At 42.3% G+C, this 25,855-nt stretch carries 21 protein-coding genes; 12 read left to right on the plus strand and 9 right to left on the minus strand.

The genetic code is table 11. The features are described from left to right. Window positions 1–123: 123 nt before the first annotated feature. The 4 genes from EAH55_RS04045 to EAH55_RS04060 form a co-directional block, all read right to left on the minus strand. Window positions 124–2,577: an outer membrane beta-barrel family protein gene (locus tag EAH55_RS04045; protein ID WP_121808560.1), complete on the minus strand. Its 2,454-nt coding sequence runs from the start codon at window positions 2,575–2,577 to the stop codon at window positions 124–126. Between the two features lie 303 nt (window positions 2,578–2,880). Beyond that, window positions 2,881–3,102, minus strand: coding sequence for a hypothetical protein (locus EAH55_RS04050; RefSeq protein WP_112571353.1), 222 nt, complete (start codon window positions 3,100–3,102; stop codon window positions 2,881–2,883). A gap of 11 nt (window positions 3,103–3,113) precedes the next feature. Beyond that, window positions 3,114–4,796 (minus strand): PspC domain-containing protein, encoded by a 1,683-nt coding sequence (locus EAH55_RS04055; protein WP_121808561.1) that lies wholly within the window; start codon window positions 4,794–4,796, stop codon window positions 3,114–3,116. Between the two features lie 23 nt (window positions 4,797–4,819). After that, complete coding sequence (locus EAH55_RS04060; protein ID WP_090532189.1) at window positions 4,820–5,152, minus strand: PadR family transcriptional regulator; 333 nt, start codon at window positions 5,150–5,152, stop codon at window positions 4,820–4,822. A 228-nt stretch (window positions 5,153–5,380) separates the two neighbouring features. Here EAH55_RS04060 and EAH55_RS04065 point away from each other — a divergent pair, with 228 nt between their 5' ends. The 4 genes from EAH55_RS04065 to EAH55_RS04080 all read left to right on the plus strand — a co-directional run bounded on the left by EAH55_RS04065 (window position 5,381) and on the right by EAH55_RS04080 (window position 12,156). Then, a complete protein-coding gene (locus EAH55_RS04065; protein WP_162996739.1) occupies window positions 5,381–8,527 on the plus strand; it encodes a SusC/RagA family TonB-linked outer membrane protein in 3,147 nt (1,048 codons plus the stop codon). 14 nt (window positions 8,528–8,541) lie between these two features. Continuing rightward, the gene (locus EAH55_RS04070; protein ID WP_121808563.1) at window positions 8,542–10,065 is read left to right on the plus strand and encodes a SusD/RagB family nutrient-binding outer membrane lipoprotein; all 1,524 of its coding nucleotides are present in this window, start codon (window positions 8,542–8,544) and stop codon (window positions 10,063–10,065) included. A 23-nt stretch (window positions 10,066–10,088) separates the two neighbouring features. Next, window positions 10,089–11,039 carry a DUF1735 domain-containing protein gene (locus EAH55_RS04075; protein ID WP_121808564.1) on the plus strand — a complete coding sequence of 317 codons (951 nt, stop codon included), beginning with the start codon at window positions 10,089–10,091 and terminating at the stop codon, window positions 11,037–11,039. 148 nt (window positions 11,040–11,187) lie between these two features. Continuing rightward, window positions 11,188–12,156 carry a carboxypeptidase-like regulatory domain-containing protein gene (locus tag EAH55_RS04080; RefSeq protein WP_121808565.1) on the plus strand — a complete coding sequence of 323 codons (969 nt, stop codon included), beginning with the start codon at window positions 11,188–11,190 and terminating at the stop codon, window positions 12,154–12,156. Window positions 12,157–12,228: 72 nt separating this feature from the next. On the opposite strand, the gene EAH55_RS04085 is transcribed toward EAH55_RS04080, so the two are convergent. Both EAH55_RS04085 and EAH55_RS04090 read right to left on the minus strand, forming a co-directional pair. Next, window positions 12,229–13,107, minus strand: a complete 879-nt coding sequence (locus tag EAH55_RS04085; RefSeq protein WP_121808566.1) for a hypothetical protein — start codon at window positions 13,105–13,107, stop codon at window positions 12,229–12,231. Between the two features lie 132 nt (window positions 13,108–13,239). Further along, entirely contained in the window at window positions 13,240–13,647 is a 408-nt protein-coding gene (locus EAH55_RS04090) for a DoxX family protein (protein WP_121808567.1), read from the minus strand. 427 nt (window positions 13,648–14,074) lie between these two features. Here EAH55_RS04090 and EAH55_RS04095 point away from each other — a divergent pair, with 427 nt between their 5' ends. From EAH55_RS04095 to EAH55_RS04125, 7 genes are all read left to right on the plus strand, one after another. Next, window positions 14,075–15,385 carry an amidohydrolase gene (locus EAH55_RS04095; protein WP_121808568.1) on the plus strand — a complete coding sequence of 437 codons (1,311 nt, stop codon included), beginning with the start codon at window positions 14,075–14,077 and terminating at the stop codon, window positions 15,383–15,385. 2 nt (window positions 15,386–15,387) lie between these two features. After that, window positions 15,388–15,978 (plus strand): hypothetical protein, encoded by a 591-nt coding sequence (locus EAH55_RS04100; protein ID WP_121808569.1) that lies wholly within the window; start codon window positions 15,388–15,390, stop codon window positions 15,976–15,978. Between the two features lie 88 nt (window positions 15,979–16,066). Further along, the gene (locus EAH55_RS04105; RefSeq protein ID WP_146750035.1) at window positions 16,067–16,573 is read left to right on the plus strand and encodes a Cif family virulence factor; all 507 of its coding nucleotides are present in this window, start codon (window positions 16,067–16,069) and stop codon (window positions 16,571–16,573) included. Window positions 16,574–16,597: 24 nt separating this feature from the next. Beyond that, entirely contained in the window at window positions 16,598–17,266 is a 669-nt protein-coding gene (locus EAH55_RS04110) for a putative signal transducing protein (protein ID WP_121808570.1), read from the plus strand. A gap of 75 nt (window positions 17,267–17,341) precedes the next feature. Further along, window positions 17,342–18,355 (plus strand): LLM class flavin-dependent oxidoreductase, encoded by a 1,014-nt coding sequence (locus EAH55_RS04115; RefSeq protein ID WP_112571325.1) that lies wholly within the window; start codon window positions 17,342–17,344, stop codon window positions 18,353–18,355. A 163-nt stretch (window positions 18,356–18,518) separates the two neighbouring features. Beyond that, window positions 18,519–19,253, plus strand: a complete 735-nt coding sequence (locus tag EAH55_RS04120; RefSeq protein ID WP_121808571.1) for an acyl-CoA desaturase — start codon at window positions 18,519–18,521, stop codon at window positions 19,251–19,253. A gap of 223 nt (window positions 19,254–19,476) precedes the next feature. After that, window positions 19,477–20,733 (plus strand): pyridoxal phosphate-dependent aminotransferase, encoded by a 1,257-nt coding sequence (locus EAH55_RS04125; protein ID WP_121808572.1) that lies wholly within the window; start codon window positions 19,477–19,479, stop codon window positions 20,731–20,733. Window positions 20,734–21,042: 309 nt separating this feature from the next. Here EAH55_RS04125 and EAH55_RS04130 read toward each other — a convergent pair whose 3' ends face one another. The 3 genes from EAH55_RS04130 to ileS are packed head-to-tail and all read right to left on the minus strand — an operon-like array spanning window position 21,043 to window position 25,415. Next, entirely contained in the window at window positions 21,043–21,648 is a 606-nt protein-coding gene (locus EAH55_RS04130) for a lipoprotein signal peptidase (protein ID WP_121808573.1), read from the minus strand. Further along, window positions 21,649–22,032 carry a TraR/DksA family transcriptional regulator gene (locus EAH55_RS04135; protein ID WP_090533802.1) on the minus strand — a complete coding sequence of 128 codons (384 nt, stop codon included), beginning with the start codon at window positions 22,030–22,032 and terminating at the stop codon, window positions 21,649–21,651. Further along, window positions 22,032–25,415, minus strand: coding sequence for an isoleucine--tRNA ligase (gene ileS / locus EAH55_RS04140; protein WP_121808574.1), 3,384 nt, complete (start codon window positions 25,413–25,415; stop codon window positions 22,032–22,034). Before ileS ends, EAH55_RS04135 begins: the two co-directional genes overlap by 1 nt. 72 nt (window positions 25,416–25,487) lie before the next feature. On the opposite strand from ileS, the gene EAH55_RS04145 reads away from it, so the two are divergent. After that, window positions 25,488–25,682 carry a hypothetical protein gene (locus tag EAH55_RS04145; RefSeq protein WP_121808575.1) on the plus strand — a complete coding sequence of 65 codons (195 nt, stop codon included), beginning with the start codon at window positions 25,488–25,490 and terminating at the stop codon, window positions 25,680–25,682. Window positions 25,683–25,855: the final 173 nt, after the last annotated feature.

The raw sequence follows: 25,855 nt of genomic DNA on the forward strand, positions 1-25,855 counted from the left end.
CCCTAAAGGGGGAGCAGCTACATCTATTTGATAATTAAAAGGCAGGTTCCCAAAACGGGAACCTGCCTTTTGTATTTTAAGAATATGTTAATCAAAAAACTCCCCCTTTAGGGGGCCGGGGGGCTAATTATTCCCTTTTACCCTGCCTTTTTCGTCGTCGGCTCCGGAGCGGTGTTCGCGCATTTTGATGGAGTTGTTGCCAAAGTTGTAGGTGAAAGTAAGGCGCATTACGCGGGTATCATTCTTTTGTTTAATATCAAAGTTGTTGTTGATCACGTGGCTGCTCAGATCATTACGGCGGATGTTGAAGATATCATCGCATGAAGCTTTAACATTGAACTTTTTGTTCATGAATGATTTACTCAGACCCATATCTATCGAGTAACGTGGTCTGATTTTGTAGATGCCGTAGGTTAAGGAAGACTGATAATCGCCCATTACCTCAAAGCGATAGCCTGCAAACTTGAATGTCTGGGTTGTACGCCCCTGGAAAGCCCATTGGCCATCACTGAATTTTGAACCCGCCAGTGTATCTGATTTAAAGCCAAGGTAAAACGCGGTTGCATTAACGTTACCTTCCCACCATTTGGTGATTGTGAAAGGAGTGTTTACATTGATGTTGTACCCGGTTTGGGTTTGCAGGTTATCATTTGTTTGGAAGGTTTTATTGCCTTCTGATAGTATCAGTTCGGTAATAGCATCAGATGTGCGGCTATAACCAAGGCTCACATTAACCGTTTTATTATAAGTATAATTAAGCTCAAAGTTTTGTGTGTATTGCGCTTTCAGGAAAGCATTACCCTTTGAAAAGGTATAAGGATCAAGATAATATACAAACGGATTTAAGTCATCATACCCCGGACGATCGATACGGCGGCTGTACGAAAAACTCATTTCATGTTTGTCGCTTAAGGTTTGATTAACAAATACGCTCGGGAAAAAGTTCAGGTAGCTTCTTTTAACCGGTGTAAAACCAATCAAATTTCCTGTCGACCGGGTTTGTTCGGCACGTAAGCCTATTTGTACCGATGTTTTCTTGAACTGTTTGTTAAGGTTTATATACGCAGCGCTTATTTTTTCATTATAAATGAACCGGTTGGTGCGCGTAGTGTCGTTTAAATAAGCCATGGTAACGCTGTCCTGTTTTTGCGCACGAAGGTCGTTATCAGTTTTAACACTGCTGAATTTTGCACCGGCTTCCAGCTTTATGGTTTTAGTAAGAGGTTTGGCATAATCAACCTTGCCGGTATATATGGTAATGTTTGATGGTGTTTGGTTGCTTAAATTCAGCGGAAAATGCTGCTGACTTCCGTCCTCTTTAAAATAGTTGGTATAATAAAACGCGTTGGAGTTATTTTTAAACTTGGAGTAATCCAAATCGAAGCTGATTTCCTGGCCGCTGGTGTCTATCTTAATTTTGTCATTAAGGTTAAGTGCAAAGTTTTTATACGTTTGTTTAATTACCGATGTGGTATGTAAAGAAGAATCGGCAGCGCCAAATTGCTTGCCTATAATGGTTTTAGTATCGTTATTGTCGGTTCCGGAATTTGAATAGCCGCTTACCACAAAGCCGATGGTGTGTTTTGGCGTAAGGTCATAATCGGCACCCAGGCGGTAGTTGTTGTAATGGTTGCTGCCCGGCATCAATGACCTTTGGTTAAAATAAGTTTTATTGCCCAGGCTATCGGTAACTACACGGTTTAAGCGCAGATCATGTCCGCGTTTATTATCGCCCCTGCTTAACGAGGTAAATACATTAAGATTACCCTGTTTGTGATTAAGGTTTAGGCTGCTGTTATCGCGCCAGTACTGGCCTTTTGCACCGCCAACAGTAATACTGCCGTTTGTGCCCGATTGTGTATTCTTTTTTAGCTTGATATTGATGATGCCTGAGTTACCGGCCGCATCATATTTAGCTGATGGATTGGTAATGATCTCGATAGATTTAATGGTGTTGCCATCAGTTGAGCGCAGTAAAGTGGCCAATTGAGCAGCGGTAAGGTATGTTAGTTTATCGTTGATCATTACGGTTACACCCTGTTTACCTTTCAGGCTGATGTTATCATCCTTGTCTACAGTAACACCTGGGGCACGCTCCAAAATCTCCATGGCGGTATTACCGGCTGCCAGTACGCTGTTTTCAACGTTCATTACAGTACGGTCTATCTTGCGCTCAATTAAAGGTTTGGTAGCAGTAATGGTTACGGCCTTTAATTCGGTGCTTCCGGTACGCAGGTTTAAAGCAGGTGCTGTAACCTGCGATGCATTAGCCGGTACGGTAAAACTTTTGCTTACCGCTTTCTGATAGCCAACGACGGTTGCTTTAATTAAGTAATTGCCCGCTTTGATGTTGGTAAAAACGTAAACCCCGGCATCATTGCTGAGTGCGCCCTTAACTACGGTGGAGTCAGATGCGCGTAAAAGGCTTACTGTTGCATAGTCAAGCGGTTTACCCTGGTCATTGAGCAGGGCGCCTGATACCTTTGTGGCAGGCGCCGCCTGCTGCGCAAGGGATACACTGCAACTGATAGCAACAAGCAGCAGTGTATAAAATATGTTGTGTATGATAGTTTTCATCTTTGGTGTTGTTTTAGAAAGTAAGGGCAATACAATGCCATGAAAAGAATTGCTTCTTTTTTAAAATTTGTAAACAAGTTTTTGTTAGTTCCCGGCGTGTTTTGCCGATTTTAGGGGTTAGTAATTATGAGATATAGGCGATTGTTTTCATAGTGTTCATGTTTTTAAATTTAAATTTTGGCAAAACAATCCCACCTGACCCGGAGGTCATTTTTTTGACTTTATTAAATTTATATTGCCGGATTACCCGGAAATGGTAATTGTGTTGCTTTTTACATTAAGATGCAAAAACAGGGGTGTTGGTTACAGATTATTTTCACTTTTTAATGCAGGCATTAAATTTTTTGCCATATCCTTAATAATTCTAAAGGTAATTGGCATGTCATTTTCACAAACAAGGTTTGACGAGTGGTGGGCTATCCGGTTGTTTACAAGCGATTTGCCTTGTTGTTGCAACAGGAAGTAAAAAGGAATAATAAGCCCGCTAAAAATTAGCAGGCTTATATATTTAAATATTGTTTTCATAGGATAATGTTTTATCGTGCTTGTACTGTCGAAGTATCCGCGCTTGCAGATGTTGTATCCTGTTGTTGGAGAGCTTTCAGGCTATCGGCTTTTAATTTGGCAGCCTTTATAGGATCAACTTTGCATTCCAATCCGTTTGCGGTCATGATATAAGTGGCCGTGGTAATGCCGTCGCCTTCGCTTTTGCACTCGTATATATTAAAGTTGATGTTGCGGTCGAGTTTCTGATCGATAATGATTTTGGCATTCAGCGGAACTTTCAGGGTTAGGTGCAGCTCCTGTCCGCGCCATAAAAAGCCTTTTGGCATTTCCAGGTGACGGTCAAAATTCAATACCGAATCTTTTTGCTCAAAACGGTAAGATGAACTGCGCGCGTTGATCAGAGCTTCCTCCAGATTGGTACCTCTGGCACTGAAAGTTTCGATCAGTACCGGCTGCGGCACGTCGCTTTTTTCAATATCGATGTTAACACTACGGTTTGGCATGTCATCACCATTAAAGTCGTCATCTAAAATGATCATGCCTTTAAAGCGTTCATTTATTCTGAGGCGGGTGCTGTCTTCATTGCTTAAATACTTGGTGTCATTCAACTGCAGGTAATAGGTATTATTAGCAGTTGGCTTAATCTTAATGGTTTGGGTAAACTTACCACCCTCGCGGAAGCTGGCCGCGGTTTTTACACCATAGTATGAAACCGCGCCTAATGAGGCCAGCCAGATACATAATAAAACGGTGCCGATTGAACGGTTAAAAGAAACCTTTTTAAACAAAAAGCCGATGGTTGTTAATATAACAGCTAATAAAGGTATCGACAGCACTAAAAAGGCGCTCAGCATAAAAATGCCATTGGCCTGGTGATTAGTGATATTGAAAGGGAACAAATTATAGATGCCCATGTTACCTGCGGTAAATAACGCCACAAGCGAAACAATAAGCGCTATGGTCATGCCAAGACAGGCTAACAAAATAGCAGCAGCCACTACTTTACCAAGAAAACTGCCGGTGCCCTTTAAGAAAGCAGCCAGGTGTTCAATAATATCGCTGATAAGATCGCGTACCTGGTAAATGAAAGGTTTGGCCTCATGCTTAAAGTTTTGAAGGTTTTCGCGTACGGTGCTTAGTTCCTCTTCAAAATTCCTTTTAAAGCCTTTCAGGTTTTGTTTTTCGCCTTTCATGGCCATTCGGTCGGCACGGGTAATGGCCTTTGGCACAACCATCCATAATATAATATATATAACAAGGCCCATAGCGGCAAAGGGAACCATGATAGCAAAGGCTAATCGTACCCAGGCCGGGTTAATGTCAAAATAATTGGCGATACCGGCGCATACACCACTAATCAGATGGTCATCCGGATCGCGGAAAAGCCTGCGGCGTTCGGTATTATATTCAAAAGGATTGCTGCCTGAGGTTTTACTGTCAGATTCGGCGGTTTCAAAATCCTGCACACTGCCCATTTGCCCGGTAACTTCCTGTACGTCGGCCTCAACAATAACTTGTTTGGCATCGCGCGCCAGGATTTCGTTAAACATTTCGGCAATGCGGTTTTCAATGTCGGTGGTGATCTCCAGGCTATCGGCCGAAGTTGAAAAATGACGTTTTACATCCGTCATATAATTCTTCAGCACTTCGTAGGCATCTTCTTCAATATGAAAAACCATGCCGTTTATATTTATGATAATTGTTTTGTTCATGATTAGAGTTTTTGTAGGTTTTTCTATTTTCTGTCACCGATAGCTGTTTGAACAGCAAATACCAGTTCCTGCCAGGTTTTATCCAATTGTTCAAGTACCGCGCGGCCCTCGTCCGAGAGTACATAATACTTTCGGGGCGGACCGGAAATCGACTCCACCCAGTTGTACGTGAGCAGGCCGTTATTTTTTAAGCGGGTTAAAAGAGGATACAGAGTACCCTCAACTACAAGCAGTTGGGCTTTCTTAAGTTCAGCAATTATGTCTGATGCATATGTTTCGCCCTTTGCTATGATGGAGAGAATGCAATACTCCAGTATGCCTTTCCTCATTTGGGTTTGGGTGTTTTCGACGATCATAATACAAAGATATATGTTTTAGATTGTATTATGCAATACATAGTACTATAATTATTATTGTTTTAGCTGAAACTTGGCTTTTTGAAAAAAAAATGACGTTTTAAAAGAAATTACTTGACTTTTTGATAACGTAACATTACTTTTATGATTAATTAACTATTAACTGATCTTATTATTAACGAAATGAAAAAACTTCTACTCGTAAGTTTGTGCTTACTTGTGTTGTCTATGACGCAAGTATTCGCGCAAAATCGTACAGTTACTGGTACAGTTACGGCCAAGGATGATGGCCTACCCATCCCAGGGGTAACAGTAAAAGTAAAGGGTACTACAATCGGTACCCAAACTAACGCAGCCGGTAAATTCTCTCTCAGCATCCCGGCAAATTCAACACTTGTTTTCTCGTTCATCAGCTACGAAACACAGGAAATTGCTTCTGCTCAGCGGATCAACTTTAATGTGGTTTTGGTTAGCGCCAGCAAGCAACTTGGTGAAGTTGTTGTACAGGGCGCGCTTGGTGTTAAAAAACAATCAAGGGCTGTTGGTTATGCGTCAACAAACGTTGATTCAAAACTTTTAACCGAGGCTAAAGTTACCAACGCTGCAAATGGCTTAACCGGTAAAATTGCAGGTTTGCAGGTTAACACTGTAAACAACGGCGTTAACCCTGATACCCGTATCGTTTTACGTGGTAACAGAAGTATCAACGGTAACAACCAGGCGCTGATTGTTGTTGACGGTACGCCGGTATCAAGTAACTTCCTGAACCAGATCAACCCTAATGATATTGACAACATCACGATCCTTAAAGGCGCGGGTGCATCGGCTATCTACGGTTCTGAAGGCTCAAACGGTGTGGTTTTGGTAACTACTAAACGCGGTAATGGTACTCCTACCGTTACTTACAGCAACACAACCCAGGTTGAAAACTTCTCTTACTTCCCTAAATTACAAAGGCAGTTTGGTGGTGGTGCAGGCGAGATCATCGATCCGTTAACAGGTGCTTACGGTTATGTGCCTTATGAAAACCAATCATTTGGCCCTATGTTTGATGGTTCAACCGTACCATTGGGTGCTCCACGTTCAGACGGTAGTACTCCTATGGTTAAGTACTCGTCAACCGGTAAAGATCCTCGTTTAGCTGTATTCAATACAGGTTTAACTGAGCAAAATGATGTTTCTTACCAGTACGGTGATGAAAAAGGTACTTTCTTTTTCTCTGCACAGGATGTTTATACTAAAGGTGTAGTTCCAAATGACAGGAACCGCAGGGATGGTATAACTGTAGCCGGTTCAAGAAACTATGGTATCTTCAAAACAGATTATCGCGTTCAGTACACTCAAACTAATACCAGCGTATCTGGTCCTGACTTTTTTCAGGGTCGTGGTTTTTACTGGAACGTACTTAATCAGCAAGCAAACGCGCCTTTAACAGATTATAAAGATCTTAACAGCAGGTATGGCAGTGTCGATGGTTTCTATAACGCTTACTATCCAAACCCATACTGGCAAACAGTAAACTCTCGTCAAAACACGCGTAAAGACGCGCTTATTGGTAATGCTACAATCACCTTATCTCCGGTTAAATGGTTTGATGCTCAGTACAAGGTGTCCGCTTCATACGGCTGGCAACAATACAGGGCTACCAACGCGCAGGTTGATTTTAGCCCTTACGCTATTGCCGATACTTACACCGATGCTGATGGAAATACTTACCACACAGGTAACATCGCTTCGCAGGTTAAATTTAAACCAGGTAGTGTCGCGGACGCTGATGTATTTGGCGATGGTACCGGTAACGGTTACTCACGTTTACAAGGCGATTTGTTCCTGACCTTTAAACATAAAATAGGCGATTTTAGCGGTAGCTTATTGTTAGGTAACTCTATCTATACTAAAAAACTTAAATTTGTACAAAACGGTGCCAACAACCTGTTGTTAAAAGATTTTTACAATTTGGCTTACCGTACAGGTGACGTTACTGCAAGCACAGGTTACCTTGAGCAAAACCTCGTTGGTTTCTTTGGCGATTTTAACTTAAGCTATAAAGACTGGGCATTTTTAGAAGTAACCGGCCGTAGTGATAAAACATCATTGTTAGCTAAGCAAAACAGGTCATTCTTCTATCCTTCTGCTAAATTATCATTGGTACTTACAGATGCTATTCCATCATTAAAGAAAATAGACTTCTTATCATATTTAAAAGTAAGGGGAAGCTATAGTAAGGTAGGTCAGGTAGATGTTAGCCCTTATGCGTTGCAAAATGTATTTGCAAGCGCAGGCGGTTATCCATACGGCAGCATTGCTTCGGTGGCGTTAAGTTCAAACTTAAATAACCCTAACCTTAAACCAGAGCTATCTTATGAGCAGGAATATGGTTTGGAATTAGGTTTATTTGATAACCGTGTTTACATCAACTCAAGCTATTACAATACACACACTAAAAACCAAACTTTTGGTGTATTAATTTCTCCGGCTTCAGGTTACTCATCGGCAGTTCAAAACGCGGGCGAGTTACAGAACAAAGGCTGGGAGTTTGAAGTGAAGGCTTCTCCGGTTGTTAAAGCGGGTGGCTTTTCATGGGATTTAGGTGCTAACTTATCGCTATTCCAATCAAAAGTATTGTCGTTGTTACCAGGTGTTCAGTCATTCAATATTCCTTTTGCAAACGGAGCGAAAAGTACAAGTTATGCTGTAGTGGGTAAACCTTACCCAATGATCATGGGTACCGATGTTTATCGCGATCCTCAGGGCCATGTTATTGTTGATGCCAATAGCGGTTTGCCGTCACTTAACCCTGCTACTCAGGAATTAGGCAACGCGGCCCCTAAATATATCCTTGGTTTTACAACTGCCTTCAAGTATAAATTTGTAACCTTATCAGCAGTAGCTGAGTATCGTGGTGGTTACAGCATTTATAACGCGGTGGGCAGGGCCTTGAACTTTACAGGTACGTCTGCTATTTCGGCTTCGGCAGGTCGTCAGCCATTTGTATATCCTAATTCGGTTATCCAAACAGGCCCTAACACCTACGCTCAAAATACCAACGTATCTGTTAATGACGGTAACGCCGGATTCTGGACTAACTCAGCTTACTACACTTCAACTGCCGCTTACGTAAGTAGCGCAGCTTTCTGGAAATTAAGAGAAGTTGCCTTAAACTTCGATCTTTACCAGTTTATTAAAGGTCAGAAATATATTAAAGGTTTAACATTTGGTTTAGTAGGTCGTAACCTGTTAATGTTCAGGCCTAAGAGCAACCCATGGACAGACCCCGAATATAGCGTAGATAACTCAAACGCAGTTGGTCAAACTACAGAAGATCAAACTCCGCCAACAAGGATCTATGGAGCTAACCTTACTGTTAAATTTTAAAATTGTATAAGATCATGAAAAAATATATCATATATTCTTTAATGCTGATTGCAGGTGCGGTTAGCAGTTGTAAGAAGAATTTCTTTGACTTAACGAATCCGAACCAACCCACGTCGGCCTCAGCGGCATTGGTGTTGCCCAGTGCTTTAAGTACATCGGCAGCCATTATCAACGCTAATTATACCATTTATGGTTATTGGATGGGGTATTTGTCGCCTGCTGCAGGTTATGCGCCAAGTCAATCTACGTTGACTTATAACTTTACAACAACCGATTACCAGGTTTGGACAGGTTATTACTTAAACCTTGCCAACTATGATTATATCCTGAAACAAACCGCTGGTGATAAAACTCAGGTTTATTTTAATTCAATAGCACAGATCATGACTGCTTACGGGTTTGAAGGCTTGGTTGATAACTACAACAATGTCCCTTATACCAAAGCTTTTCAGGGTTCAGCTAACTTGTTGCCAACATATGATAAAGCCCCGGATATTTATGCCGACCTGATCAAAAGGCTTGATGGCGCAATTGCTGCTATTAACGCTGCTGATACCAAAGTAGCGGTAAGCCCAACATCTGCCGATATTGTATTTGGTGGTGATATGACCCAATGGAAAAAATTTGCCAATACCTTGAAGCTGCGTTTAATTTTAAGGCAATCAAATACATCAAATTTCGCTACTATTTCTGGTGGTATTGCAGCTACAGCTGCAGAAGGTTATCTTACAACAGATGCTGCCGCTAATCCAGGCTATCAGAACATTGATGGAAAACAGAGCCCTTTCTGGAACAATTATGGTTATAGCCAGGCTGGTTCAACCAAAAATGCTTCCGTAACAGGCGGTGCTTACGCTATAAACTTATTTAAAAGCAATAGTGACCCGCGCGGGCCTATTTTTTATCAGCCGATAAACGGCGATATTATTGGTAACGTATTTGGTGCAGCCGTTCCGGTTACCGCAAGTAATTTTGGTAATAACACTATTTCCGGAGGTTCATTTATCAAAGGTTCCGGTTTATTGAAAAGCCCATATATGGATGCGATGCTATTTTCGGCTGCTGAATCATACTTCCTGCAAGCTGAAGCCAAATTCAGGAACTTGGGCATCTCTGGTTCTGCAACAGCCGAAGCACTTTACAATTCAGGTATCAAGGCATCGTTTGAAACAGCTTACATTTCTTATACCGGTACAAACAAAGTTATTAACAATACTGCTGCCGACAATGATGCGACTACCTACTATTCGCAACAGAGAGTAAACATTAATTACGCTGCGTCAACCGATAAGTTACAGGCCATTATTTACCAAAAGTATTTCGCTTTAACTGGCTATAATATGCTGGAAGCGTATAATGAATACAGAAGGACAGGTTTCCCCAATCCTCCGGCTTCAGTAGCGAGTGGCGCTTTAGGTGGCGGTAAATTACCAACCCGTATTTTTTACCCAGATACCGAGTATAGCCAAAACTCAACTAACGTAAATGGAGAAGGTACAATAAACCAGTTTACATCAAAAATTTTCTGGGCTAAGTAATAAAATATTAAAAAGAAAGAAAGATGAAAATTAAATACATAACCAAAGGTTTGGCATTATTGATGCTTACCGTGTTTTTCAGCTCGTGCCTGAAAGACAGCAGATATGTTGATTTTGCTGGGTCGGGTACAATTGTTGAGTTTCCATTGGGGGGGCAGATTAATTTTTCTGCTGACGCAATTACAGAAACGCCGGATCCATCTGATAACAGTACTATAGTAAGACAGTTTGCTGTGAACGTTGCTTCGCCAGCATTGCCCACAAAAGAAACAAAGCTAACATTAGCTGTAGATAATTCAATAGTTGCAACATATAATAAAAGCCAATCAGTTGTGTCTTACGATGTTTTTCCAACTGATGCGTTTAAATTTACGAACACCAGCGTAACTATACCTGCGGGCCAAAGGGTTGCTATAGTTTCGGTTACTTTTTACAAAGCGAAACTTGATCCATCAAAGAGCTATATGCTACCTATAAAAATAGCTGATGCTGGTGGTTTAAATATAAGTGCTAATAAAGGCATACATTATTACCATATCATAGGTAACGATTTTGCGGGTACTTATACCTATGACTACAGAAGGTTCCAAAATGGTACTGGCCCTGGTGCCGGTAAAATTCCTTCTAAGGGTGAGGGATTGGCGCCTGATATCAGTAATACGCAGACGGTAGCAATTAGCCCAATAACACCAACTTCATTCTCAATGGTTACAAATTATAATGGTCAGAATGTAGCTTACACTGTTTCATTTACAAGAACTGTTGATGGTAGCGTTATTCGTTACAGCGATTGGCAAGTTACGTTTGACAAAGATAATTTGGCTAAATGGTCAGATGCCGGTATAACAAATAAAGTAGCTCCGGCATTTACGGTGCCTCCACCGGCTACAAGTGCCGATCCGAAGTTCTTTGAATTGAATTATGTTTCAGGCGGTGCCTCTGGCAGGTACATTGATGATACATATCACCAATAACATCGTATTTGATTTAAAAGCGGCTCCATAATTATGGGGCCGCTTTTTTTTGGGGCAACAAAATAAACCAATGTAACAAATGTGTTACTTATTCTCTTTGTAAAGAGAGAGTTTACTAATTATATTCAAGAAATTTAAATCTTATTCTATGAAAAAGTTTTTTTTGTTTTGCTTTTTGATTTTAATTCGGGGGCAATTGTTTAGTCAAACAAGCGTAGTAAGCGGAAGAATAGCAGATGTACATAATAGGCCTGTTCCTTTTGCCTTTATAGCTGATATTACCAATAAATCTGCTACCTATTCAGACTCATTAGGATCATTCTATCTCAAGGCGGCTCCCGAAGCGAAGTTAACAGTGAAAGCTTATAATTTTAATGATACCGTTGTCAATGTAGACAATCAAACTAATTTAAATATAAGTCTTAAGGGAGATGGGGCAACGTTAGCTGGAAAAAAGTTAAAGACCTCGGCGGTTTACAATTCTGATTCATTTAGTTCAAGAATAACGACTATGGCTGCTAATACTAATGCCATAGCTGTTACACGTCACCAGGATGCTACCCGGGGGAGTAGGTACTTGTATGATGCCTGGGTGCATGGATATGTTACCAGTGCAAGCGATTCGATAGTGGAGAATATACACTATTTGTTCAACTATGATAAAATAGGCGGAAGCTTATTAGTTAATAAAGATGATAATACCATATTGCAAATAGATGGCAGCAGCTTTAAAACATTTATATTATTTGATGGCCAGGCCAAGGCGCATCCATTTGTGAAAGTACCTGCTATTTCACCACAACGCTATGTTGAAGTGATAGCCGATGGCCCTAAATACAAAATATATAAAGATTTAGCCACTAAGCTTCACAAGGCCGATTTTGCAACTAATGGCATAGCGTCGACAGGCAATAACTATGATGAGTATATCGATCAGGATTTTTATTATGTTGTTAAAGATGGCGGGCAGCCCGTTAAATTACAGTTGAAAAAGAAAGCATTAAAAGAGGCATTTGCCGCAGATGCCGATAAATTAAACAAGTTTATGTCGGCTGCGGGTTCGGGTGATATAGATGAGATTTATTTGAAACAGCTGGGTGAGGCGATGAATAAATAATATCAAACCGATATTTATAAAAAAAGCCGGCTCAATTTGAGCCGGCTTTTCTTGTTTAGGTGAATTAATAAATTAAGAGAGATCAACAGTTTGTCCTGTATAAGTAACTGTTGTGCCATCATTTTTTACGATTGTAACGTTAACGATAAATATGAACTGATTGCTTGTAGCAGTATAAGTTCCCGATGCCGATTTACAATCGCTATCATTTATTTTCGTGATCTTTCCGTCATGTCCAAATATGTGGTAATACTGGTTAGGATTATCAGGGTGAGGGACTCCACCAAGGAATGTCGGATAAGTAACTGTTGAGCCTTGCGCTGCAGGTAACGGATAGTCAATGGTTGCTATAGCTAAGTGAGATCCTGTAGTTACGCGAATCAGTTTACCAGTAGTAGTAATTATATGAGCAGTCGGGTCGGTATAAGATAGCTTAACGTAGGTGTAAATTAATGGATAAGTGTTAAGATCCGGGTTTGGTTTAGGGTCATTGGTTTTATGCCATTTCTCAAGTGAATCCTGGTATGTGCTTAAATCCTTATGAAATGCCTGGAAATTAAAATATGGTGTAGAACCAGCAGATACGGTGATGACATCCTCTTCACCTACAATATTGAATTCAACTCCATTTACACCAACATATGCCCCATATGCGGCACCAAAGGCGGGTACACCATTTTGCAAGTTTGGATATTTTACCGTATTCCAACTTGGGGTCCCCGTCACTTTAATGTCAGCAGCACCCCAGCTTGTTTTATAAGTATCAAATGTTTCACCCGGTTGCCTTGGCTGCAAAACCAAATCAGCGTAATAATAAGTGGGTTGTACCACATTTACCTTTGTACTTTTCCCTTTACCGCTTTCGTCATTAACAGGCTTAAACGAATCCTTCTGGCATGAGCTAAAACCCGCCGCGAACAGCAGCACGCCCCATAATAGTTGTTTTTTCATATTGATTTGTGATATTTTTCTATAAAAATATAATATCAATATGGTATTATCAACCCGTATTTTTCTTGTAAATGGGTAGGTGTTTTAACTGAAAATTTAAATATGGCTATATAATGACTATTGGTTAAAGTATTATTTCTTATCTACACTGTATTTGCCAGGGCCAATAAATATTAAACCGGCAAACATAATGGCGTCTTCAATAGCATGAGCGGCATCGCCAAGTCCACCGCCGGTACCCAGGTGCATTAATGCAGCTACTATAAGGTTGATAAGCAACAGGATACAAACCGGCCGGAAAGCCAGCCCGATGATAAGCAGGAAGCCACCAAAACATTCGGTTACCGCTGCCAGCAATCCCCAAACTACGGGCCAGAAATGGATGCCCACATATTTCATGGATGCGCCAAGGTGTTCCCAGCTATTTACACCGCCCATCAGTTTAGGAAAGCCATGATAAATGAACATAATGCCAAGCCCGATGCGGATAATCAGTAGTCCGAAGTTTTTGTAGTTTCCTAAATTGCTTAGAAGTGCCATTGTGTAGATGTTTTGTTGCTATGAGGGGCTTAAGGTAATAAAAATGTTGGAGGGGATTAAACAGGAGATTTTTAATTCTGCTTATGAAAGGAATATCCCATTAGAAAGAATAAATGCGTTTAGGGCGTAGAAATCGTGCAGCCCGCACTTCCCTTATTTAAATTAACGGCTGCCTGGTACCAGCTAAGTAGCGGATTTAGTGTAACCCCGGTTGTTGTTTATATTGTTGATTTTTAATGTTTTATATGTAAATAATCGAATTTCTGTTAACCCTGTTAACCCCTCTCTTGGGGCTTAATCTAACGGCTATTTCCTCCCAAGAGGGGATCGCACTTACCCGAGGTTTTTCAAGTTAGGCTCATAGTCATCACTTCACAAGCTACATATTCAAACTATTATGGTTATATTAAGTCACTAAATAACCTATATGAGAGCAAGCCTTATTTTATCACTATGCTGCGTGTTCGCGCTGCCGGCCGTGGCGCAAAAAAACAATTTGCGCGCGCAGGTAAACACTAAAGCCGATGCCTTGCAGCAACAGATAATAACCTGGCGGCGCGATTTTCATGAACATCCGGAACTGGGTAATCACGAAGTGCGTACATCGGCTATTATCGCTAAGCATTTACAGTCGCTGGGGATTGAGGTCACCACGGGTGTGGCCACAACCGGTGTAGTTGGGGTATTGAAAGGTGGGCATCCGGGTCCGGTGGTAGCCCTGCGCGCAGATATGGACGGCTTACCGGTTATTGAGCGCACGCCTGTGCCCTTTGCGTCTAAAGTAAAAACAACATATAACGGACAAGAAGTTGGCGTAATGCATGCCTGCGGTCACGATTCGCACATGGCTATCCTGATGGCAGTTGCGCAAGTGCTTTCATCAATGAAAGCCGATTTGCATGGCACCATAAAATTCATTTTTCAGCCCGCCGAAGAAGGCGTTGAGCCCGGACAAAAAGGCGGGGCCGAGGAAATGGTAAAAGAAGGGGTACTGGAAAATCCTAAAGTTGATGTGGTTTTCGGCTTGCACATAAATTCGCAAACCGAAGTGGGTAAAATTACTTACCGGCCGGGTGGCACTATGGCCGGGGTTAATGATATGCAGATCATCGTAAAAGGCCGGTCGGCGCATGGGGCGTACCCATGGTCGAGCGTTGACCCCATAGTAACATCGGCCCAGATCATCAATAACCTGCAAACCATAGTGAGCCGTAATATCAACGTAACCGAAAATCCGGCGGTGGTAACTATTGGCGCTATAAAGGGTGGCAACCGTTCAAACATCATCCCCGAATCGGTCGAAATGCTGGGTACCCTCCGCTCCTTCACCCCGGCCGACGAAAAAATGCTGATTACCCGGGTGACGGAAATAGCCACCAAAACCGCAGATGCCTTGGGAGCAACCGCGACTGTAAAAATTCCTTACAGCAGCCACTATCCTGTTACCTATAATGATCCGGAGCTTACACAAAAAATGTTGCCGAGCCTGCAGCAAACCGCCGGCTCGGCCAATGTGCTGCTCCGCCCGCCTGTAACCGGCGCCGAAGATTTTAGCTTTTACCAGGAAAAAGTACCGGGCTTGTTCATATTTTTGGGTGGGATGCCAAAAGGTGGTGATCCGCTGAAAGCGCCATCACACCATACGCCTGATTTCTATATTGATGAAAGCGGGTTTGGTGTTGGTGTGAAAGCCTTGTGTAATCTCACCATCGACTATATGAATAACAAAACAAAATAATAATGAAATACCTGTTAGGGATAATTGTACTACTGGGTTTAGGATGCAAACAAAACGCAAAACAAGCTAATAATAAACCAAGCGACAGTGTAGTAGCTTCCAAAACTGATACCACGAGAAATACCGAATATCTTGACTGGCATAAAGTAAAGTTAAATGGGAAAATAGATATGCTGTCGAGCTTTACGGCTACCTCTAAAATTTTAAGTAAGCCCGATAGTGTTGTAGCACCTAACTATGAAGACATATCGGTGTCTTATTTCAACGGGGAGAAATTTAAGTATGTGTATTATAAAGGCCTGCAGTTTGAAATGATGAATGACAGCCTGGCATTTGCACAAATAGATTTCAGTAAAGATACAGCGCTTTATTTTACGAGTGATAAGATCAGGTTAAGCTATAATACAACGTTAGCCGATTTCAAAAAAGTTTTCCCGAAGACAGCCGAAAAAGAGTTGTCAGGAGCAGATAGGGATAAATACCAGGTAATTGGCCTTGACGTTTCCCAGCCGGCAATAGAGGACAGGTGGATGTTTTGGTTTAGCCATAATGGAGACAGATTGCTCAAGGTAGAATACTTTATACCCGATTGATATTGATTTAAAGCTGAACGTATTTTTACACAGGCTTATTCGTATATTGAACGGCCTTAATATTGTAGCGTGTGAAATTGTTAAGATCATGAAAAAGCATTTATTACCCCTTTTATGCCTGTGCATGTTTATGAGCAGTTTGCCTGTTATGGCAGCTTCGGTAAAAACAATGCTGCCTGCCGATACTGTTGCTAAGCTGAGGCCGGAGGTACGCCAGGTTGTGGAAACTGTAATAAAGGCATCCGGTACTTTTAACATTGAGGCAGTAACTGATCTTTATGCCCCTAACGCGGTTGTTGCCGATGAACAGCCCCCCTTTTCATGGAACGGACAATTGGCCGGTGTGCAATGGATTAACTCGGTACAAAAGGCTGTTAAGGATTTTAAGATCAGCGATTTCAAAGTAGATCTGCAGCGGATCAAAACTTTTCAGCAAACCGACGAAATTGTTTACCTGGTAGCCCCCGTTGAATATACCGGCCTTGTAAACGGCGAGCATTTTGAAGAACAGGGCGCTTTTTCATTTGTGCTAAGAATAGTGAGCGGTAAATGGCTCATCAAAAGCCAGGCTTGGGTGCCACGAAACGGCTTGTAAACGCCTGCTATATAAAACCTGTTTATGCAACCTGAATTTATCACTTTTAAAAAATTTGATGACCCTGCTTTGGCACAGGCATTAACCGATTTGCTTGAAGAAGCCGGTATCGAACATCAAACCGAAAAAGGAGGATTCTCTTTCGACCCTACTTTTGCTGCCAGTTCTGAGCTTTCAACGGAATACAGGGTAAAGATCAGCGCTGACGATTTTACCCGCGCCAACGAATTGCTTAATGCCAGCGAAGCCGAGGATATCAAACATGTTGATAAGAGTTATTATCTCTTCAGTTTTACCAATGCCGAATTGATGGAGATATTGGAGAAAGCCGATGAGTGGAGCTCGTTTGACCACCAGCTTGCACGCAAACTGCTTGCCGAAAGGGACATAGACGTAAGCGATCAGAAATTAGCCGAGATCAATCAAAACAGGATAGATGAACTTAAGGCTCCGGAAAGCACGCAGCGCGAATGGGTGATTATCGGTTATATCTTCGCCTTAATGGGTGGTGTACTTGGTATTTTTATTGGCTGGATGCTTTCATCGCACAAAAAAACCTTACCCACCGGCGAAAAGGTTTTTGTTTACAGTGAAGCCGACCGCAAGCAAGGGAAAAATATTCGGTACATTTCAATTGTTGTAACGGTAGTAGCTGTTACCTATAGGGTGATCCGGGAAATGACGATGCAATAGTAATCCCAATGCCATAAAAGCCGGGATGTAAAGCCTGCCTGCAACCCGATGCTTATTTTTGTGTTCACAATACATATGAGCACAAATAAGATAAAACTGAGCGTGCTCGACCAGTCGCCGATAAGGAAAGGTGCTACTGCCGAGCAGGCCATACAAGAAACCATACAACTGGCAAAATATACCGATACCCTGGGTTATACACGCTTCTGGATTTCGGAACATCATAATATGGGTATTATAGCGGGCTCTACCCCCGAGGTATTGCTGGCCCACCTGGCAGGCGAAACAAAAAACATGCGCATGGGTTCGGGCGGTATCATGATGCCCAATCACAGCACCCTTAAAGTAGCCGAAAACTTCCGCATGCTGGAGGCCTTGTTCCCCGGCCGGATAGATCTGGGCATGGGCCGTGCGCCGGGTACCGACAGGATTACGGCATCTGCGCTTAACCCATCAAACCAATTCAGGGAGCAGGATTTTGTGGAGCAGTTGGCCGATCTGCAAAATTACTTTCATGATACTTACGAGCCGGGAACTATCCAGGCGCGTATCAGGGCTATTCCGCAAGTGAAAACTGTACCCAATATGTGGTTGCTGAGTTCAAGCGGCCAAAGCGGCCTGTTCGCTGCGCACTTTGGTATGGGCTTCTCTTTTGCCCATTTTATTAACCCTAATGGCGGGCCCGAAAGTGTTAAAATGTACAAAGAGCGCTTTCAGCCCTCAGATGATCTGAAACAACCGGAGGCTAATGTGGCTGTGTTTATTTTCTGTTCGGAAGATCCCGAAAAGGTAAGACAACACCAGGCCGTAATGGATCATCGTTTTTTACAGTTTGAAAAAGGCGGGCCTATCGTTCCGCTAAGTTACGATGATGTAAAAGATGTAGAATATACCGTTGCCGAGCAAGATCGTATCCGTTATAACCGTTACCGTGTGATAGCTGGTTCGCCTACCGAACTGAAGCTGAAATTAAGCTGGCTTGCCAATGATTATGAGGTGGATGAGATCATGGCCGTTACCATTACCGAAAATTTTGAAGACAGGCTGGAATCATACCGTTTGCTGGCAGAGCAGTTCGAGTTAATATAATCTAATCTCTTCTGTCAATAACTTTATCTTGAAAATGCCGTTTTAATAACCGAAACGGCATTTTTTGTTGCCGCTATTAGCATTATTTACATATTAAAAACTTTATACGGCTTTAAATTGTATCTTTGGAAAGATTATAAATAAGTCTATTTTCTACAATTCAATGGTTATTATCATATTCTTTATAGCGCACTGGTTCCTGTCGCTTTTCTTCCAAACGTTCTTTCTGCATAGATATGCATCTCATAAAATGTTTACTACTAATAAGTTTTACGAAGGGATGTTTTACCTGCTGACTTACATTTGTCAGGGATCATCGTTCTTGAACCCGAGGGCCTATGCTATTATGCACCGTGAGCATCATGCTTACAGCGATACTGAGAAAGATCCGCATTCGCCTCATTTTTTTAGGGATGTTTTCCAGATGATGGTATATACCGCTAAAAGTTATAGCCTGCACGTGAGGAAGCTAAAAGAACCCGAAGAGCGTTTTAAAGGCAATATTCCTGAATGGCGCACAGTAGATTTCATCGGTTCATCAATTGTATCACGCTTATCATTTGGTATTTTGTATATCCTGTTTTACGTTGAATTTGCTACCGCCTGGTGGATGTACCTGTTAATCCCTATCCACTTTTTAATGGGCCCTATCCATGGTGCCATTGTTAACTGGTGTGGTCATAAGTACGGTTATCAAAATTTTGACAATGGCGATAAGTCAAAAAATACTACTCCGTTTGATTTTTTAATGTTGGGCGAATTGTTCCAGAACAATCATCACAAGCACCCTAATAAACCAAATTTTGGTGCAAAATGGTTTGAGATAGACCCGGTTTACCCCGTTATGAAACTCATGCACTGGATGCGGATCATAAAGTTGCGTAAAGCGTATTTATAAAGCTTTTAAAGGTTAAAGGCGAAAGGTCAAAGGCAAAAGGTTTTCTTTAATGCTTTTGACCTTTTTTCTTTTAGTTGAAAGGTCAAAGGCGAAAGGCGTTCTTTTATGATGGCGTAATAAACCTTTTGCCTTTCGGCTTTTACCTTCTTCCCAACCTTTCACCTTTATCCTTTCGCCTTTCACCTCAATCGGCTATCTTTGCCGCTCATAAATACATAAACCCATGAGTGTTTCGTTATTAGCTCAAAATTTACATGGCTCGGAGATCATCAAGATAGCCGGCGAGATCAATGAATTAAAAAGACAAGGCCAAAATATCGCCAACCTTACTATCGGCGATTTCGACTCAAATATTTATCCTATCCCTACCCCATTAAAGGATAAGATCATTGATGCCTATAATCATAACCAAACCAACTACCCTGCTGCCGATGGTATGCTTGACCTGCGCCAGAGTGTAAGCGGTTTTTTGAAAAGAAGTTTAGGTCTTGATTATGCCCCAAACCAGATCCTGATCTCAGGCGGTTCGCGCCCGTTGATCTATTCTATATTTTTAGCGGTAGTTAACCCCGGCGAAAAGGTTGTATTCCCGGCTCCGTCATGGAACAACAATCACTACAGTGATCTGTTGAACGCTGATGCGGTGATCATCCCGACCGCTCCTGAAAATAATTTCATGCCTACGGCAGATGATATCCGTCCGCATTTAAAAGGAGCTGCATTACTGGCCCTGTGTTCGCCTTTGAACCCAACCGGTACAATGTTCAGCAAAAAAGACCTGGAAGAGATCTGTGACCTTGTAATTGCCGAAAACAAGAGCCGCGCTGCCGGTGAAAAACCATTGTATTTACTGTACGATCAAATCTATTCTCAATTAACCTTTGGCGAGCATAAACATTACGATCCGGTAACCCTTCGCCCTGAATTAAAAGATTACACCATTTTTGTTGACGGAGGTTCAAAATGCTTTGCGGCTACCGGCGTACGTGTAGGTTGGGGTTTTGGTCCGGAGTTGGTTATCGAAAACATGAAGGCTGTTGTAGGCCACATGGGGGCATGGTCGCCAAAGCCAGAGCAAATGGCCATGGCTAAATTTTTAACCAATGAGGCTGATGTAAACAGCTATCTTGAGGATTTGAAAGGAAAGATCCAGGCCAGCCTTACCGCGCTACACGAAGGTTTCCAGGAGATGAAAACCAGCGGATTGAACGTTGATTCAATTGAACCGATGGGCGCAATTTACCTGACCCTGAAAATTGACTACAGCGGCAAAACCACGCCTGACGGAAAAGTGCTGAAAGATTCGGCAGACATTAACTTTTACCTGATCAAAGAAGCGGGAGCGGCATTTGTGCCATTCTCGGCCTTTGGTACAGGCGATGACGTAAACTGGTTCCGCGCATCGGTTGGTGCTACGCCACTTAACGAAATTGAGGCTTTGATACCAAGGGTAAAAGCTGCTTTGGAAAAATTGAAGTAAGTTATGGGGGCGGGGACATTGTTTCGCCATTGTCAACCAACCAGCATGGTTCTATACACCATAGGTGCTACCTGTTTGTAGCGCAAATAAAAAATAGCTTTTTGCGCCGGTAGGCGTTACCCTTCCGGTTTTATCAGGAAAACTTAGGGTAGCCTCTACGAGGCAAAAAGATTATATGATTTTATTTCTACAAATAGGTATCCCCTCCGGGGAATCAGAGAATATAATAATGCGGTATATGTAATATCGCAGTTTAACAAAAAAAGCCGCGATGAGCGGCTTTTTTTATATATCAAATTTATTAGAAATCTATTCCTCAACCATCTCGCTGTTGGGACTGGCTATTTCGGGCTTTTCGTGTTTAAAATAGCGTTTCTGGTACAGTAATATCATAATTACGCCTACACAGATGGATGCATCGGCCAGGTTAAATATCGGCCTGAAAAACTCAAACGATTCACCCGCCCAAAACGGGAACCACGAAGGATATGTGCCCTGCAACAGCGGAAAGTAAAACATATCAACAACCTTACCGTGAAATAAGGAGGCATATTTATACATCAGGCCATAAAAGGTCGAATCGATAATATTACCCATAGCGCCGGCTAAAATAAGCGCCACGTTCATGATAAGGCCGCGATGGTATTTGTGTTTAATTAAATAAACAAGGGTGTAAATTATACCACAAACCGCAACAATACGAAACAGCGTTAAAGCCAGTTTACCCGCATCGCCGCCCCACTCTAAGCCAAAGGCCATGCCATTGTTTTCGGTATAACGCAACATGCCCCGGCTTCCCAGCAGGTGAATTTCTTCGCCCATGTGCATATGCGCCCGAACCCAGGTTTTGATGATCTGGTCGGCAAGGATAATAAAGGCAGCAGTTAAAAAAGGTTTGGTATAAGCAGCCTTCATTTATTGCTTTAATTTAGCTTCCATTGAAAGGGTAGTGTGCGGAACGGCACGTAAACGCTCTTTCGGGATCAGCTTGCCTGTTTCGCGGCAAACACCGTAAGTTTTATTTTCAATACGTACAAGAGCGGCTTCAAGCTGCTCAATAAATTTTTTCTGACGCGCGGCCAATTGGTTTATCTGCTCTTTTTCAAGCGTGGCCGAACCATCTTCTAATGTTTTGTAAGTACCGGCAGTATCATCGGTGCCGTTGGCATTAGGCGAACTCAATGACGTTGCCAATGAGTTTAATTCCTCGCGGGCAATGCGCATTTTATCCAGGATAATCCCTTTAAATTCTTGCAGGTCAGCTTCAGAATATCTGGTTTTTTCTTGTTCTTGTTTCATTATACTTTACTAATAGCAATCAATATTTCTTGTTCGTCAATTGTAACAGGTTCACCCACGGTGATATCATCCACAAACACAATGCTGTCAGCCAAAATTTCGGCGCAAATATAGGTTAAATTGTTCTCCACGGCCGCTCTGATCACCGGGTTGCTGCTTACCTGCACGTTTATCCTATCAGTTACTTCAAATCCTTTGGTCTTACGCATATTTTGCACACGGTTGATAAACTCGCGCGAAATGCCTTCCTGTTTTAATTCGTTGGTTATGGTAACATCTAAAGCCACGGTTAGTTTTCCCAAATTTGCAACCTGCCATCCGGGAACGTCTTCGGCTATGATTTCTACGTCGGTAGCTAATACTTCGTATTTGCCATCAAGTACCTGGATATTGCCGTTAGTTTCTAACTCGGCGATATCATCCTGTGTGAAATTTGTGATGGCTTCGGCTACAACTTTCATATCCTTACCTACTTTTTGGCCTAAGGCCTTAAAGTTTGGCTTTATTTTCTTTTTGATGAAACCTGCGGTATCGGTAATATACTCAATATCCTTAATGTTAGTTTCAGACAAAATAAGGTCCTTAACCTGCTCAACGTGTAATTTAAAGCTTTTATCCAGTATTGGCAATAAAATTTTGCTCAAAGGCTGGCGTACGTTGATATTCACCTTTTTACGTAACGAAAGCGTTAGCGATGAAACATCCTGTGCAAGCTGCATGCGCTCTTCAAGCTCGGCGTCAACCAGTGCGCTGTTATATTCAGGGAAGTAAGCCAGGTGTACTGACTCAAACTCTTCCTTACCGGTAACAGCGTTCAGATCGCAATATAATCTGTCGGCGAAGAACGGCGCAATTGGCGACATCAGCTTGCTGATAGCTATCAAGCAGGTATATAAAGTTTGATAAGCAGAAAGCTTATCTTCAGAATCATCTGATTTCCAGAAACGGCGACGGCTTAAACGGATAAACCAGTTGCTGAAATGCACATCCACAAATTCCTGGATAGCACGGGCTGCCTTAGTAGGTTCGAAATCGGCATAGTAACCGTCAACCTCTTTGCTCAGTGTGTTTAGCAGGGATATGATCCAACGGTCAATCTCCGGACGTTTGCTGTGCTCTATTTCAGATTCACTGTAAGTGAACTTGTCAATATTGGCATATAATGTAAAGAACGAGTAAGTGTTGTACAGCGTGCCAAAAAACTTACGCCTAACTTCATCTATACCTTCTTCATTAAATTTAAGGTTATCCCATGGCGATGCATTGCTGATCATGTACCAGCGGGCTGCATCGGCACCATATTTTTCGATGGTAGCGAAAGGGTCAACGGCATTGCCTAAACGTTTAGACATTTTGTTGCCGTTTTTATCCAGTACCAGGCCGTTTGAAACCACGTTTTTAAACGCGATACCTTTATTGCCCACCTGCTCGTTGATAGCTTTTACCTCATCGCTTGCTTCGCTCAGCATTACGGCTATAGCGTGCAGGGTAAAGAACCAACCGCGGGTTTGGTCAACACCTTCGGCAATGAAATCGGCAGGGTAAGCGTTTTTAAATTCTTCCCGGCCTTCAAACGGGAAGTGCCATTGCGCATAAGGCATAGCGCCCGAATCAAACCAAACGTCGATTAGATCGGGCTCACGGAACATTTTGTTGCCGGTTGACGATACCAAAACAACATCGTCAACATAAGGGCGGTGCATATCTTCCAGTACGAAACCTTCAGGCATGAAACCCGCTTTGATCGATTTCGCTATCTCCGCGTTCAATTCAGCAATTGAACCTATACAAATCTCTTCGGCTCCGTTTTCCTCGCGCCAGATAGGCAGCGGGGTACCCCAGTAGCGTGAACGCGAAAGGTTCCAGTCAACCAGGTTTTCCAACCAGTTACCAAAGCGACCGGTTCCGGTTGATTCCGGTTTCCAGTTGATGGTTTTGTTCAGCTCCACCATTTTATCCTTAACCGCTGTGGTGCGGATAAACCAGCTGTCAAGCGGATAGTATAATATCGGCTCGTCGCTGCGCCATGAGTGCGGGTAGCTGTGTTCGTATTTCTTAACGTCGAACGCGCGGTTCTCGGTTTTTAATTTGATAGAGATGAGTACGTCGGTTGGTTTGAAACCTTCCTCAGCACGTTCAGCATCAGTGTAATATTCTTCTTTAACGTAACGGCCAGCGTAATCGGTAACCTCGTCAACAAAACGGCCTTGTTTGTTCACTAACGGAACATCCTTGCCGGTTTCGTCTTTCACCATTACCGATGGTACGTTGTTTTCCTTACAGGCCCTGAAGTCATCCGCACCAAAAACAGACGCGGTGTGTACTATACCGGTACCATCTTCGGTAGTAACGAAATCGGCAGGGATAACGCGGAAAGCGTTTTTCTCAAGCTCCTCATTGGTTACATAAGGCATTAGTTGTTCGTAGTGGATACCCACTAACTGACTGCCTTTTACTTCGGCTTCAATTTTCCAAGGGATGATCTTGTCGCCGCCTTTGTAATCGGCAAACGAGGCGGTTTCTCCCTCAGCTTTAAAATATTTTTTAACAAGGTCTTTAGCCAATACTACACAAACCGGCAGGTAAGTGTACGGATTGAAAGTGCTGATCTTAGCGTAGGTGATATCTTCGCCAACGGCAAGGGCACAGTTTGAAGGCAGTGTCCATGGGGTAGTTGTCCAGGCCAGGATAAATACCTCTGTATCTACGCCATTAAACAAAAACTCCGAATCGCCATCGCGTTTAACTTTAAACTGCGCGGTTATGGTGGTATCCTTCACCATTTTATAGGTGCCCGGCTGGTTAAGCTCATGCGAGCTCAAACCGGTACCTGATTTTGGCGAGTATGGCTGTACGGTATAACCCTTGTACAGCATATCTTTTTTATGAAGTTCCTTCAGGATCCACCAAAGGCTTTCAATGTATTCGTTTTTGTAAGTGATGTATGGATCGTTCAGGTCAACCCAGTAACCCATTTTCTCGGTCAGGTCGTTCCAAACGTCGGTATAGCGCATTACCTCCTTGCGGCAGGCATCGTTATAATCTTTTACACTTATTTTTTTGCCGATATCATCTTTAGTGATGCCCAAAGCTTTTTCAACGGCAAGCTCAATAGGCAAACCGTGGGTATCCCAGCCACCTTTACGTTTTACCTGGTAGCCTTTAAGGGTTTTGTAACGGCAAAAAATATCTTTAATAGAGCGCGCCATTACGTGGTGAATACCGGGCATACCGTTAGCGCTCGGCGGCCCTTCATAAAAAGTATAAGGGTTACCCGCCGGACGGCTGGTAATGCTTTTCTCGAAAATATTTTTCTGTTTCCAGAAGTCCAGTATCTCTTTGCCGGTTTGCGATAAATTTAACTGCTTATATTCCTTGTACATCTATTATTTCACCTCGTTTTTAAGAGGTTGCAAAAATACAGAAATTAAAAATGATTTTTTTAATTTACGCCGATGAAAAATAAAGCAAAACGCTCTGTTTATCTTTTATTAATAGGTATTATCCTGTTTTCGGCAGGGATGGCCATTCCCAGTGGCCCGGCCAAGAATTGGGACGATTACGCGCGCGGTGCCGGTGCCGGATTATTCATTGCCGGTTTCATAGGCCTGGTGACCTGGCTTATTGATGTGGTGAAGGAAAATAAGTAAGTCTTAAGTCCTGAGTTCTAAGTCTCAAGTCGTTAGTTTTAAGTTCAAAGTCGGATATGTTATTAAATTTCCTAACTCAGATTTGTGGCTGTGTTTTGGGTTGTTAAGTTTCTGGTATACAGTATGTAATGTTGATAAACAAAACTTAAGACTAAAAACTTCAGCCTTAATAC

This window comes from Mucilaginibacter kameinonensis, assembly GCF_003675385.1.
Classification (GTDB): Bacteria; Bacteroidota; Bacteroidia; order Sphingobacteriales; family Sphingobacteriaceae; genus Mucilaginibacter; species Mucilaginibacter kameinonensis.

Bases quoted from the DNA above. Each gene is read 5' to 3' on its own strand.
- EAH55_RS04110 (WP_121808570.1), top strand. From the start codon at position 16,598: ATGCAACCTGAATTTATCACTTTTAAAAAATTTGATGACCCTGCTTTG.
- EAH55_RS04120 (WP_121808571.1), top strand. From the start codon at position 18,519: ATGGTTATTATCATATTCTTTATAGCGCACTGGTTCCTGTCGCTTTTC.
- EAH55_RS04055 (WP_121808561.1), bottom strand. From the start codon at position 4,796: ATGAACAAAACAATTATCATAAATATAAACGGCATGGTTTTTCATATT.
- ileS (WP_121808574.1), bottom strand. From the start codon at position 25,415: ATGTACAAGGAATATAAGCAGTTAAATTTATCGCAAACCGGCAAAGAG.
- EAH55_RS04080 (WP_121808565.1), top strand. From the start codon at position 11,188: ATGAAAAAGTTTTTTTTGTTTTGCTTTTTGATTTTAATTCGGGGGCAA.
- EAH55_RS04060 (WP_090532189.1), bottom strand. From the start codon at position 5,152: ATGATCGTCGAAAACACCCAAACCCAAATGAGGAAAGGCATACTGGAG.
- EAH55_RS04125 (WP_121808572.1), top strand. From the start codon at position 19,477: ATGAGTGTTTCGTTATTAGCTCAAAATTTACATGGCTCGGAGATCATC.
- EAH55_RS04070 (WP_121808563.1), top strand. From the start codon at position 8,542: ATGAAAAAATATATCATATATTCTTTAATGCTGATTGCAGGTGCGGTT.
- EAH55_RS04105 (WP_146750035.1), top strand. From the start codon at position 16,067: ATGAAAAAGCATTTATTACCCCTTTTATGCCTGTGCATGTTTATGAGC.
- EAH55_RS04115 (WP_112571325.1), top strand. From the start codon at position 17,342: ATGAGCACAAATAAGATAAAACTGAGCGTGCTCGACCAGTCGCCGATA.
- EAH55_RS04050 (WP_112571353.1), bottom strand. From the start codon at position 3,102: ATGAAAACAATATTTAAATATATAAGCCTGCTAATTTTTAGCGGGCTT.
- EAH55_RS04085 (WP_121808566.1), bottom strand. From the start codon at position 13,107: ATGAAAAAACAACTATTATGGGGCGTGCTGCTGTTCGCGGCGGGTTTT.
- EAH55_RS04145 (WP_121808575.1), top strand. From the start codon at position 25,488: ATGAAAAATAAAGCAAAACGCTCTGTTTATCTTTTATTAATAGGTATT.
- EAH55_RS04075 (WP_121808564.1), top strand. From the start codon at position 10,089: ATGAAAATTAAATACATAACCAAAGGTTTGGCATTATTGATGCTTACC.
- EAH55_RS04130 (WP_121808573.1), bottom strand. From the start codon at position 21,648: ATGAAGGCTGCTTATACCAAACCTTTTTTAACTGCTGCCTTTATTATC.
- EAH55_RS04065 (WP_162996739.1), top strand. From the start codon at position 5,381: ATGACGCAAGTATTCGCGCAAAATCGTACAGTTACTGGTACAGTTACG.
- EAH55_RS04100 (WP_121808569.1), top strand. From the start codon at position 15,388: ATGAAATACCTGTTAGGGATAATTGTACTACTGGGTTTAGGATGCAAA.
- EAH55_RS04045 (WP_121808560.1), bottom strand. From the start codon at position 2,577: ATGAAAACTATCATACACAACATATTTTATACACTGCTGCTTGTTGCT.
- EAH55_RS04095 (WP_121808568.1), top strand. From the start codon at position 14,075: ATGAGAGCAAGCCTTATTTTATCACTATGCTGCGTGTTCGCGCTGCCG.
- EAH55_RS04090 (WP_121808567.1), bottom strand. From the start codon at position 13,647: ATGGCACTTCTAAGCAATTTAGGAAACTACAAAAACTTCGGACTACTG.
- EAH55_RS04135 (WP_090533802.1), bottom strand. From the start codon at position 22,032: ATGAAACAAGAACAAGAAAAAACCAGATATTCTGAAGCTGACCTGCAA.